10 protein-coding genes are annotated in these 12,207 nt (G+C 70.0%); 4 read left to right on the plus strand and 6 right to left on the minus strand.

Going from position 1 to position 12,207, the window contains the following annotated elements:
* Positions 1–38: 38 nt before the first annotated feature.
* Positions 39–1,484, minus strand: a complete 1,446-nt coding sequence (locus tag ACFWZU_RS13355; protein WP_439702034.1) for a phospholipase — start codon at positions 1,482–1,484, stop codon at positions 39–41.
* 174 nt (positions 1,485–1,658) lie between these two features.
* On the opposite strand from ACFWZU_RS13355, the gene ACFWZU_RS13360 reads away from it, so the two are divergent.
* The gene (locus ACFWZU_RS13360) at positions 1,659–2,426 is read left to right on the plus strand and encodes a YdcF family protein (protein ID WP_439702035.1); all 768 of its coding nucleotides are present in this window, start codon (positions 1,659–1,661) and stop codon (positions 2,424–2,426) included.
* Between the two features lie 3 nt (positions 2,427–2,429).
* Here the strand turns inward: ACFWZU_RS13360 and ACFWZU_RS13365 are convergent, their stop codons facing one another.
* The 3 genes from ACFWZU_RS13365 to ACFWZU_RS13375 form a co-directional block, all read right to left on the minus strand.
* Positions 2,430–3,863 carry an aldehyde dehydrogenase family protein gene (locus tag ACFWZU_RS13365; RefSeq protein ID WP_439702036.1) on the minus strand — a complete coding sequence of 478 codons (1,434 nt, stop codon included), beginning with the start codon at positions 3,861–3,863 and terminating at the stop codon, positions 2,430–2,432.
* A 124-nt stretch (positions 3,864–3,987) separates the two neighbouring features.
* Positions 3,988–5,343, minus strand: coding sequence for an exodeoxyribonuclease VII large subunit (xseA, locus tag ACFWZU_RS13370; RefSeq protein WP_439702037.1), 1,356 nt, complete (start codon positions 5,341–5,343; stop codon positions 3,988–3,990).
* A gap of 175 nt (positions 5,344–5,518) precedes the next feature.
* Positions 5,519–6,940, minus strand: coding sequence for a phospholipase D-like domain-containing protein (locus ACFWZU_RS13375; protein ID WP_439702038.1), 1,422 nt, complete (start codon positions 6,938–6,940; stop codon positions 5,519–5,521).
* A gap of 83 nt (positions 6,941–7,023) precedes the next feature.
* Between ACFWZU_RS13375 and ACFWZU_RS13380 the strand changes: the two genes are divergently transcribed.
* Entirely contained in the window at positions 7,024–8,973 is a 1,950-nt protein-coding gene (locus tag ACFWZU_RS13380) for an acetyl-CoA hydrolase/transferase C-terminal domain-containing protein (protein ID WP_439702039.1), read from the plus strand.
* Positions 8,974–9,026: 53 nt separating this feature from the next.
* On the opposite strand, the gene ACFWZU_RS13385 is transcribed toward ACFWZU_RS13380, so the two are convergent.
* On the minus strand, positions 9,027–9,494 hold the full coding sequence (locus tag ACFWZU_RS13385) for a DUF2269 family protein (RefSeq protein ID WP_439702040.1): 468 nt from the start codon (positions 9,492–9,494) through the stop codon (positions 9,027–9,029).
* A complete protein-coding gene (locus tag ACFWZU_RS13390; protein ID WP_439702041.1) occupies positions 9,494–10,792 on the minus strand; it encodes an SDR family oxidoreductase in 1,299 nt (432 codons plus the stop codon). Before ACFWZU_RS13390 ends, ACFWZU_RS13385 begins: the two co-directional genes overlap by 1 nt.
* Between ACFWZU_RS13390 and ACFWZU_RS13395 the strand changes: the two genes are divergently transcribed.
* Together ACFWZU_RS13395 and ACFWZU_RS13400 are read left to right on the plus strand one after the other, a co-directional pair.
* Entirely contained in the window at positions 10,791–11,273 is a 483-nt protein-coding gene (locus tag ACFWZU_RS13395; RefSeq protein WP_439702042.1) for a hypothetical protein, read from the plus strand. The genes ACFWZU_RS13390 and ACFWZU_RS13395 overlap by 2 nt on opposite strands.
* Before the next feature lie 824 nt (positions 11,274–12,097).
* The coding region (locus ACFWZU_RS13400) for a transposase (RefSeq protein WP_439702045.1) at positions 12,098–12,207 on the plus strand (110 nt) is incomplete at its 3' end.

Raw genomic sequence — 12,207 nt, forward strand, 5'->3', positions numbered from 1 at the left:
ACGGCGGCACGGTACCACGCCGTGCCGGCCTGGCCGCCTCAATTGCCGATCGACGGGCCCGGATCGGGATGGCGGAAATCGTGCGGCACGAGGTCCCGCGTCAGCCGGAACACGCCTTCGTGGACACGTCGCGGCAGCACCACGTCGAGCACGGTGGTCTGGTGCGGACCCAGCATGGCGAACAGGTCCTCGTCCGCGGCGCTGGCGGCGAGGACGTGGTGCACCAGTCCGGCCAGGTCGGCCGGTTGCACGCGGGCACCGTACGGGCGGTGGCTGGCCACGGCAGCACGCAGGGTGCGCCGCGGATTGCGCGGGTCGGGCACGCGGGCGTCGCCGGCGAGCAGCGCATGGTTGAGGAACAGGGTGACCGTGCAGGGATCGGCTGCGTTGGCCTGCCGGTCGGTCAGGAAGCCGGGCGGCAACTGGTCCAGGCTCGCCTCCGGACCGGCGGTGAGCAGGAAACCCGCGCCGGTGAGCGGCTCGCCTGTGTCGTCGGCCAGCCGCAGGACAAGCATGCTGCGCGGGTCGTGGATGTGCACGCGCGGGGCGAACGGGCCAGCCGGCTCCAACTCCACCTTGTCGGCATCGCGGGCCCGGTTCTCGGTGTCGAAGGCATCGCACACGGCCGCGTAGGCGCCAGCGTCGTTGACGGCGAGGCAGCGCACGATGGCGTCGACGGTCGCCGGGGCCGCGGCGGCGAGGATGCCCTGGTCCTCGCCCGAGTGCGCGGCTCCCGCAATCAGCTTGAACGCGCAGCGCGGGCCACGCAGGAGGCTGAGCGAAAGCGTGTCGGCCGCGAGGCCGCGCTTCCCGGCCGCCACCGCCAGCACGGCATGGCGTGCGTTGAGATTGGCCGAGGCGATGCGCACCACGCCGTCGGAGCCGTTCTCGCCGGTGTAGCTGTTGAGGTGGTCGTAGAGCGAACGGTCGGGCCGGTCGCCGGTCAGCACGAACAGGAACTGGCCCTTCGCCGCCGGGTCGGCGCCATGGATGTGGTCGAGGTTGAGCGAAAGTGAAGCGGCGCTGCCCAGTTCCAGCCAGTCGAGGATGCGCTGCCCGGGCTCGACACCGTTGAACCAGGCCTTGAGCCGGCCCAGCGTGCCTTTGCCCAGCCTGGCCAGCGCCGAGCCGAAATTCGCCGGCGCCAGCATCACCAGGTGGCTGAGCCGGATGGTGCTGTAGCTGCCTGGCGTGTCGCGTTGCGCACGCAGCCATTCGCGCACCACCGGACCGCCGGTCGAATGGGTGATGCAGGCGACGCTGCCGGTCGACAGGTGCAGGTCGCGCAGGGCGCGGTCGAACGCGCGCACCAGGTCGCCCATGGTCACCGCATCGTCGAAGCTCACGTATTTGGACAGGTAGATGTCGTGGACCGTCAACGCAAGGCCCGCGCTGCGCGCGGCTTCCTGCACGCGCCGCGGCATGGCGCCGTAGACGGCGGTGCTGGTCACGCTCCAGCCATGGACGAAGACGAGCGTCGTCATGCGGTGGTCCTTCGTGGGGTGGCTGGAGCGTAGCAGGCGCGATGACGTCTCCCCGCAAGAGCGCAGCCTGCGCGCGACTGCCCGCACGGTCGCGTACAGGGTGCGTTCCTGCACGACTTTCCGCTCATCTTTGCGTCCGCATAATGCCGGACTCGACCGTTGAGAGCGCCGCCGATGACCGTGCACCTGCTGATCGCGTTGTTCGCCCTCGCCTGGCTGGCCGGCCGGCTGGGCTGGCGACGCTTGCGACTCACCGGCATCGTGCTCGCGCTGGCGTTCCTCGTCGCGGCCGGTTGCGGCGGGCTGCCCAAGCTGTTGCTGCGGGTATGGCAGTCACCCTACGCGCAGCGGCCGGCGCTGGACTGGGCGCCGTCCAATGCGATCGTCCTGCTCACTGCCGGGGCGACCTATCCACCGGGCGGCCCGCTGGAGCCGGGTCACACCGCCTATTCGCGCATCGCCGAGGCGGTCGTGCTCTACCGCGATTGCCGTGCGTCCGGCGCACGCTGCACGCTGCTGGTCAGCGGCGGTGATGCGGAAAACACGGGCGAGCCGCTCGCTCGCACCTACAAGCGCACGCTGATGCAACTGGGCGTGCCGCGCGAGGACATGGTGCTGGAAAAGCACAGCCTCACCACCTGGGGTAACGCCCTGTACGCGCGCGGCATGCTCCGGCAGATCGGCGCCGACCGCGTCTGGCTGGTCACCTCGGCGCACCACCTGCGGCGGGCGGTGTTCGCGTTCGAGCACTTCGGGATCAAGGTGACGCCGGTACGCGCCGACTATCTGCGCGGCGTGTGGTCGCTATTGCCCAGCGCGTACAACCTCTACGTCACCAATGCCGCCATGCACGAATACGTCGGCATGGCGCTGTATCACTGGTATGCGTGGCGCGGGCGGACCGACGTGCCGACGGAGAACGAGGGGCCGGCGGAGGACTGAGCTTCACGCCGGCCGGCGCATCACCATCAACCGCACTTCGCTCATGTCATCGATGGCATAGCGCACGCCCTCGCGGCCGAAGCCGGACAGCTTGATGCCGCCGTAGGGCATGTTGTCGACGCGGAAGCTGGGAATGTCGTTGACGATCACGCCGCCCTGTTCCAGCTCGTCCCAGGCGCGCATGGCGTGTTCGAGGCGGTCGGTGAAGATGCCCGCGTGCAGGCCGTAGTCCGAGTCGTTGACCAGCCCGATGGCCTCGTCGAACGTGTCGAATGGGGCAAGCAAGGCGAACGGACCGAAGGCTTCCATGCGGTTGGCCCTGGCGTCGCGCGGCACGCCTTCCATCAGGGTCGCTTCCAGCATGTTGCCCTCGCGCTTGCCGCCGCAGAGCAATGTCGCGCCGGCGCGACGCGCTTCTTCGATCCAACCGTGCAGGCGCTCGGCCGCGGCCTCGTCGATCATCGGGCCGATGAACACGTCCTTCTTCTTCGGATCGCCTGCCTTGAGCTTCTTCGTGGCGCTGACCAGCTTCTTCTTCAGGGCCTCGTAGAGCGAGGCGTGCGCGTAGATCCGCTGCACGCCGATGCAGCTCTGGCCGGACTGGTAGAACGCACCGAACACCAGCCGCTGCACGATGGCGTCGAGCTTGTCGCCCTGGTCGGCATCGACGATGCACGCCGCGTTGCCGCCCAGCTCCAGCACCACCTTCTTGCGGCCTGCGCGGGCCTTGAGGTCCCAGCCGATCTGGCCGCCGGTGAAGGAAAGCAGCTTGAAGCGCTCGTCCTCGACCAGCGGCGAGGCTTCCTTGCCGCCGACGGGCAGGATCGAGAACGCGCCCTTGGGCAGGTCGGTCTCGGCCAGCACCTGGCCGATGATCAGCGCGCCGATGGGGGTCTTCTCGGAGGGCTTGAGCACGAACGGGCAGCCGGCGGCGATCGCCGGGGCGACCTTGTGCGCGACCAGGTTGAGGGGAAAGTTGAACGGCGTGATGAAGGAGACCGGGCCGATCGGCACCCGCCTGGTGAAGCCGTGATAACCGTCCAGGCGCGGCGCGAGTTCCAGGTTGAGCGTCTCGCCATCCAGGCGCACCGCTTCGGCGGCGGCGATGCGGAAGGTCTCGATCAGCCGCGTCACCTCGCCAGCGGCGTCCTTGATCGGCTTGCCTGCTTCCACGCACAGCGCCAGCGCCAATTCGTCGCGGCGCTGCTCGAAGCGCGCCACGCAGTGTTCCAGCACCGCCTGGCGCGCCCAGGGCTTGAACGCGCGCATCGGCGCGGTGGCCTTTACCGCCGCCGCGATCGCCTTCTCCATCGCGCGTGCATCGGGCACGGCCACGCGGGTGGCGACCTTGCCGCTGTACTTGTCGCGGACCTCGAGGTCGGCGTTGGGGTGCTGCGGGCGGTTGGCCAGGTAGTAGGGGTAGGTCTTCTCGAGCATGGACGTCTCCCGGAGGGGCAAGGGGCAGGGTGCCGCCGACGGCGTTGCCGACACGTGAGCCGATGGGCGTAGGGTGGGCTTCAGCCCACCATGGCCGCACGGGGAAGGTGGGCTGAAGCCCACCCTAGGAGTTGTCGATCACCTTCAGCGACAACTGGCCGTCGGCCAGCCGCGCGCGCAGGGGCGTCCCCGGCGGCGCGTCCTTCGCGGTGCGCAACACGTGGCCTTCGCTGTCGAACATGATCGCGTAGCCGCGCTCCAGCGTCGCCAGCGGGCAGACCGCCTGCAGCGCGCGGGCGGACTGGCGCAACGTCAGGCGGGCGCGTTCCAGTCGATGGCCCATGCATTGCTGCAGCGAGCGTTCGCGTTCGGCCAGTCGCCGCTGCAGCAACTGCAGTCGCTGGCGCGGATGCTGCGCCAGCAGGCGCGCGTGCAGTCGCTCGAGCCGGGTCGAGCGGGTGCGGACCTGCTCGCGCAGCGCCGCGTGCAGGCGACGGTGCAGTTGCACGAGCCGTTCGCGGTCGCGCGCCAGCCGTGCCTGCGGGCGCTGCGCGTGCAGGCGGGCGAGCAGGTGGTCGAGGCGCTGGGTCTGCGCCTGCAGCCGGCGGCTTTGCAGCAGTTGCAGGCGTTGCGCCAACTGGCCCAGGTGCCGCCGCAGGGCAAGCGCGTCCGGCACCAGCAGCTCGGCGGCGGCCGAGGGCGTGGCCGCGCGCAGATCGGCGACGAAATCGGCAATGGAAAAGTCGATCTCGTGCCCGACCGCGCTCACCACCGGAACCGCGCTGGCATGCACGGCGCGGGCGACCGCTTCGTCGCTGAAGGCCATCAGGTCTTCCAGCGAGCCGCCGCCACGGGTCAGCAACAGCACGTCGTGGCGGCGCGTGGCCGAAGCCCTGCGCAGCATCGCCACGATCGCCGGTGGCGCCTCGCGGCCCTGTACCGGCACCGGTAATACTTCCACCTCGACCAGCGGCCAGCGCCGGCGCAGCACGCTCAGCACGTCACGGATCGCCGCGCCAGTGGCCGAGGTGATCACGCCGATGCGCCGGGCGAAGCGGGGCAGGGCGCGCTTGCGGGAGGCCTCGAACAGGCCTTCCGCCTCGAGCCGCGCCTTGAGCAGATCGAACTCGCGTCGCAGCGCGCCCTCGCCGGCCAGCTCCATATGTTCGGCGACCAGCTGGAACTCGCCGCGGGGTTCGTACAGGCCGACCCGCGCCCGCACCAGCACGTGCATGCCGTCGGCCGGCCTGAAGCGCAGCCAGCTGCTCTTGGGCTTGAACATCGCCGCGCGCACCTGGGCGCCGGCGTCCTTCAGGGTGAAGTAGAGGTGCCCCGAGGCCGGGCGCGACACGTTGCACAGCTCGCCCTCGATCCACACCAGCGGCAGCGCGTCCTCCAGCAGCCCGCGCACCAGCCGGTTGAGCGTGCTCGGGGTGAGGATATTGCGCGGCGGAGCGGCGGGTTGGTCGGGGGTGCGCATGGACCGTCGAGCCTAGCACGAAGCGCTTGTTGCACATGCGCTTGGGCGAGGTAGCGCAGGAATTACCTTATCCGCGGAACCCCTCTTTCGGGAGCCCCATGTGGGCGATGCCTTCGCTCCGGCTGCCGCAAGAGCATCGCCCACCTGGGGGCTCCTACCGAAGGCGCATGCGCGGCTACTTCCGGCGGCGAAGCCGCCACAGGCGGATCGACAGGTTGAAGGCGAACCACACGGAAAAGGTTGCGATCGGCCAGCTCAGCGCCTTGGGCCAGGCAATCGCCACGACCGCCAGCACGGTCAGCACGATGATGCCAACCAGCAGCGGGCCGCGTTCGGTGTCGCCGAGCACGCGGCGATCGGTCAGCACCGCGCCGACCGTGTTGGCGATGCGCAGCGCGCCGGCCGCGGCGCGGCTGGTGCTGCCGCCCGGGCGCTTGGGGCGCGGTGGGCGTTCGGTGCTGCTCTTTACCCGCGCGATATGCGGCCGGTGCCGACGCGGTGCCAGCACGATCTCGGTGGCGTTGGTGAGATCGCGTTCGTACTGCTCGGCCAGCAGCCCAGCGAAGCCGGTGTCCTCGACCGCCACGTCGATCTCGCGGTTGCCCAGCCAGCTGGCGATGTTGAGGTTGGACGAGCCCACGCGCGCCCACTGGCCGTCGGCCACGGCCGTCTTGGCGTGCAGCATCGAGCCGTTCCATTCGAACACCCGGATGCCGGCCTTGAGCAGCGGCCGGTAACCGGAGCGGGACATGCCGGCGACCAGCGGGATGTCGCTGGTGCCCGGCACCAGCAGGCGCACGTCCACGCCGTCGCGTGCGGCCGAGGCCAGCGCCTGCACGTACGGGGCCATGCCGACGAAGTAGGCGTCGGTGATCCACAGCGTGCGGCGCGCCATCGCGGCGACCTGCTGGTCGAGCCGGTACATGCCGGCGGTCGAAGGCTGGGTGGCGATCACGCGCAGGGCGATCTCGCCGGCCGTGCGGTCTTCCGGCGGCGGCAGCGCGAGGGGCTTGCCCATGCTCGCCCAGCTCTGCGCGAAGGCCTGTTCCAGCTCGGCCACCGCCGGACCGTGCAGCGCCACGCCGGTGTCGCGCCATGGCGGCACGCCGCGCGCGGCGTTGCCCAGCCAGCGCGCGCTGATGCACACGCCCGATAGAAAGCCGAGGTGGCCGTCGACCACCAGCAGCTTGCGATGGTCGCGGGTGATCCAGCCGAACGGCTTGCCCAACTGGGGCGGGTTGAATACGCGCACCTCGCCGCCGGCGCGGCGCAGGGTCTGCCAGAACCCATAGCCGGACTGGCCCAGGCAGCCGAGCCAGTCGCAGGCCACCGCGACCATCACGCCGGCCCGCGCGCGTTCGACCAGCGCATCGCGGAAGGCGCGGCCCACCTCGTCGTCGCTGATCAGGTAGTTCTCCAGCAGGACGCGCTGGCGGGCGCCGCGGATCGCGGCGAGCCAGGCGTCGAAATGAGCCTGCGCATCGATCAGCAGCTCGACCGCGTTGCCGCCGATCAGCGGCGCACCGGCAGCACGGCTCAGGGCTTGTTCGGCCAGGAAGCGGCTGGGCGCGGAGGGAATCAGCGGGGTCGTCGCCATGGCGGCGAGTTTAGGGCATGGGCCGTGCCGTGAATGTCGCCGGGTCGATGCGCGTCTCTTGCGGCTTCTGCCATGATCGGCACATGCCGCCCGCGACGCGCCTCGACGACACTGCCGCCTGCGCACAGCTCATCGCCGACCGGCTGGGGGCGCATCTGTGCGTCGCCGCGCCGCTGGGCCTGGGCAAGCCGCATGGCCTGCTCAACGCGCTGTACCGGCTGACCGTGGCCGATCCGGCCCGGTCGCTGAGGATCTACACCGCATTGTCGTTGACCCGGCCGCAGCCGAAGCCCGGGCTCGAAGCTCGCTTCCTCGCGCCCTTCCTGGAGCGGCACTTCGGCGCCGACTACGAGGATCTCGAGTACGCCCTGGCCGAGCAGCGCCACGCACTTCCCTCCAACGTGGCCGTTCACGAGTTCTACCTGCAGTCCGGCGCCTTGCTGCACGCGCCGCGCGCGCAGCGCGATTACATCAGCCAGAACTACACCCACGTCGCGCGCGACCTGGCCGCGCAGGACGTGAATCTCCTGGTGCAACTGGTGGCGCGGCGCGAGACGCCGGAGGGCGTGCGCTACAGCCTCTCCAGCAACCCGGACCTGACGCTCGACTTCCTGGCCCAGTGCGCCCGTGCCGGCAAGCCGCGGCCGCTGTGCGTGGCGGTGGTGCATCCGGACCTGCCCTACCTCAGCGGGCATGCGGAGGTCGCGGCCGACTTCTTCGACATGGAACTCGTCCCGGCGCGTTCGCCGCGCCTGTTCGCCCCCCCGCGCACGCCGGTGGGCGTGGCCGAATACGCGATCGGCCTCAACGCGAGTGCGCTGGTGAACGACGGCGGCTGCCTGCAGATCGGCATCGGCGCACTGTCCGACGCACTGGTCCACAGCCTGCTGCTGCGCCAGCAGGACAACGCCGCCTGGCGTGACGGCCTGCGCGCGCTCGACGGCGAGAGCCCGACCCTGGCGCTGGCCCGGCGCATCGGCGGGCTGGAGCCGTTCGAGGCGGGCCTGTATGGCGCCAGCGAGATGGTGATGGACGGCTTCATGCACCTGGCACGCGCCGGCATCCTCAAGCGCCGCAGCTGGGACAACCTGGCACTGGAGAAGGCCGCGGCCGCTGGCCGGCTCAATCCGGCCACGCCGGGCGGGCATTACCTGCGTGGCGCGTTCTTCCTGGGCAGCCGCGAGCTGTACGCGTGGCTCGACGCCACCGAGGCTACCGATCCGGATGCCATCGACATGTGCCCGGTCTCCAACGTCAACCAGCTCTATGGCGACCACCAGCCGCTGGCCGCGCTGCAGCGCCGGGGCGCGCGCTTCTTCAATACCTGCATGATGGCCACGTTGCTGGGCGGAGCGGTGTCCGACGCGCTGGAGGATGGCCAGGTGGTCAGCGGCGTGGGCGGCCAGTACAACTTCGTCGCGATGGCCCACGAGCTGGACGACGGCCGCTCGATCCTGCTGCTGCGCGCGACCCGCCGCGAGGGCGGCGAGGTACGCACCAACATCCGCTTCAACTACGGTTACACCACCATCCCGCGCCACCTGCGCGACATCGTGGTGACCGAGTACGGCGCCGCCGACCTGCGCGGCAAGAGCGACAGCGAATGCATCGAGGCGATGCTTTCGATCTGTGACGCGCGCTTCCTCGATGCGCTGGCTGCCGAGGCCAAGGCGAACGGCAAGCTTGCGCCGGGTTTCCGGATTCCCGAGGCATGGCGCCGGCATCGACCGGACTGCCTGGAACAGGCATTGGCGCCGCTCAGGCGCGGGGGGCTGCTGCCGACGTTTCCGTTCGGCAGCGACTTCACGGACGACGAGTTGCGGCTCGTCCCCGCCCTGGGCTGGCTCAAGGAGCATGGTGCGACGTGGCGCGGACGTCTTGCCGTGGCCAGCGCTTTCCTGCGGCCGGGCGAACCGGTGGCGGGCGAAGCGCCGGCGCTCGAGCGTATGCGGCTAGGCCAGCCCAGGGGCGTCGGCGAGCGCCTCCAACAGCGTCTCGTTTTGGCCGCCCTGCGCAAAAGCCGCCCCTTGTAGGAGCGTACCTGTGCGCGACCGCCATGCCGCAAGGCCGCGCACAGGGTGCGCTGCTACAACGGCGGCTTGACCACCATCAGGTAGAACACCGCCACGAAGGCGAAGAAGGCCGGGATGCCCAGCGCCACCCACAGCCGGAAGGCCCGCCAGTATCCCGGCGGCAAGGGCTCGCCGCGCGCCGCCGCGTCGACCGCCAGGTCCCGCATGCGCACCTGCAACACCACCACCGGCAACCAGCAGGCCACCGCCAGCGCGTAGAGCAGCGTGGACCAGCCGACCCAGCCGCTGCGCCAGGGAATCCCTGCCCAGTGCACCATCCAGAAGCCGCTCGCGGGCTGGAACACCACGGTGGTCGCGGTGAACAGCCAGTCGGCAATCACGACGTAGCGTGCCACCACCGCTACCACGCGCACGTCGCGGTGCAGGCTGACCACCAGCAGGTAGAAGGCCGTACCGATGCCGGTGCCGAACAGCAGCGTGGACGACAGCACGTGCAGCCATTTGACGATGAGATAGGCCATCAGCGCCGCTCGGTGGCGTACAACGCGCCGATCAGCGCCAGCATCGGCAGGTTCTTCAGGATCGGCCCGAACGGGTGCAGCCAGAACGCCGGCAGGGCGATCGTGATGATGGCCGTGTAGGAAAGGATGAGCGCCACCTGCGCCAGGTAAGTGATCCGCAGCGCACGGCCGTGCAACGCCAACGTGGCGATGCCCAGCACAAGGTCGAGCAGCGCGCCGCCATAGAGCGCGGCCGACGCCATGGGACCGTGCAAACCGACGTGCGCCAGCAGGTCAAAACTGCCTGCCACCGGGTACACGCCGAGCGATAGCAGCGCGGTTACCAGCCATACCAGCGCGACGGCGACCCGGCCCACGAGGGCCCAGACACGCCAGGCGAGCAGCACCCGCATGTCCGCCGCCTCGGCCCGCGACAGGAACAGGCGCGGCGGTCGCGGCGGATGGCCCAGCCAGTGCGTGGCGGGCGCGGCATCGGCCGTGTTTCCGCGGTCGAGCATGGCCAGCGCCTCGCGGTCCACCCAGTGCCCGCCGAGCCGGCCGACGCGCGCCAGCCAGGTCGTCGGGATGCCGAGCACGCGCAATCGCCCACCACCGAGCGCACGCCGCAGCACCGACAGGTAGCGCGCCAGCGAGAGCGCCTGCGGCCCCACCGCGGCCAGGCTGGGTGGGCGCGCGTCGTCCTCCAGCAGGCGCACGATCAGCGCCGCAACGTCATCGACGTGGATCGGCTGGATACGCTGGCGCCCGCTGCCGGGCAACACCGCCAGCGGCAGCCAGGAAAGCAGCATCAGCATCCGGCTGCTGGCACCGGTCGAACCGAACACGAGCGAAGGCTGCAGCGCCGTCCCGGTCGGCACCATCGCGTGCAGCGCCGCGTCCCCGGCTCGCTTGCTGCGATGGAAGCGACTCGTCGCGTGTTCGTCGGCACCCAGCGCGGAGATCTGCACGGCGCGCGTGATGCCCGCGGCGCGACAGGCCGCGAACAGCGCGCGCGGCGTCTGTGTGTGGATGCGCCGGAACGTCTGCGCGCCATGCTCGGCGAAGATGCCCACGGCATTGACCACCGCGTCGATGCCCTGGAGCCGTGGCAGCCAGTCGGCCTGATGGATGTCGTGCGCGAAGTCCGCCTCGACATGGCCTACACCCGCGCCACCGCTACCCTGCCTGTGCCGGACGCCGCGCACGGGGCGATGGCCGGCCGCCTGCAGCGCATCGCACACGGCTCGCCCGATCAGCCCATCCGCGCCAAGCACCAGCACGCGCAAGCGCGCCTTGTTCCCTCCGGAGGCTTCCGTCATGCCCACGCCGCTCGCGCGCCTCAAACCCTCGTGGATTGCCCGCACCAACCTCAGCGGCGCAATCGCCGCGGTGTTGTCGAGCGTGGTGGTGGCGGCGTGTAGTGCGTGCGAAGCGCGCGCGCCGCTGGCCGGGGTGAATGCGCCCAGCCAATGGTTGTGGGGGCGGCGGGCGAAGCGGCACGTCGGGCCGAGCTGGCGTTACACGGCGGTGGGGTACGCGGTGCATCACTTCAGCTCGCTGTGGTGGGCGGGCATTTACGAGGCCTGGTGTCTGCGCTGGCCTGCGCCGCCCCGGGTGTCGGCCGCGCGCGCCGCGGCGGTGGCGACGGCCGCTTGCGTGGTGGATTACACGATCACGCCGCCCCGGTTCCGTCCGGGTTTCGAGCGGCATATCGGGCGGGCCTCGATTGCAGCCGTGTACGTGGCTTTCGGCGTCGGCCTGTTCGCTGGCGCCTGGGCTCGGCGCCGGTACGTCCGCTAGGGCGTGGTGCTTTTCTGAGCTCCCTCTCCCCTCCGGGGAGAGGGTTGGGGTGAGGGGTCGGGGCTCGCGGGGATGCCTGCGAGAGCGCTGCCTTGTTTGTCGTTCTCGCGTCGCCTCCCTGCGACTGGGCTCGCCTGCCGCGGGCTTCCGATCGCCTGCCGGCGCTAGGGTCACTTTCTTTGCTTGCCCGAAGAAGGTAGCCAAAGGAATGGCCCGCTAAACACGGGTGGCTAAACGGCCAGGTGCCTGTGCGCTCGGCAGTTGAGGCACAGAAAGGGCGCGAGGCCGTGCACGTTCGCCGCAGGTGGCTCCCTCTCCCCTCCGGGGAGAGGGTTGGGGTGAGGGGCCGGGGCTCGCAGGGGTGCCTCCTGCATGGGGGGCTTTGCTTGTCGTTCCTGCGTGGTATCCCCGCGACTTGGCTCGCCTGCGGCGGGCTTCCGATCGCCTGTCGGCGCTCGGGTCACTTTCTTTGCTGGCCCAAAGAAAGTAACCAAAGAAATGGCCTGGCTAAGCACGGGTGGCTAAAAAGCTAGGTGCCTCTTCGCTTTGCTTGGTCAGTCGCTCGCTCTTAGAGGAGCTGCCGCCGCTATACCGCGGGCGCTCGGGAGCTGAGGCCAGGGAGGCATCCGGCGGATTGGCAGGTATCGGCTTTTTGCGACTCTCTCTCGCGAAGAGGACATTCGTCCTTGGTTGTCCGTAGGGCTCGCAATCACGAAGCGAAACAAACAACGCGGCGTCGAGCCAAGAGGTCACGTAAGCTCCCCCGTTAGGCAGACATCTCGAAAGTAGAACTTTCTGGCATCGTTCCCGAGCCAGGAGGTTCCATGAAGAAGTCGAAGTTCACCGAGACGCAGATCGTCTCGATCCTCAAGCAGGCCGACGCCGGGGTGCCCATCAAGGACATCTGTCGCCAGGCCGGTATCAGCGTGCCGAC

The organism is Frateuria sp. GZRR33, from assembly GCF_051900425.1.
In the GTDB taxonomy this organism is placed as follows: domain Bacteria; phylum Pseudomonadota; class Gammaproteobacteria; order Xanthomonadales; family Rhodanobacteraceae; genus Frateuria_A.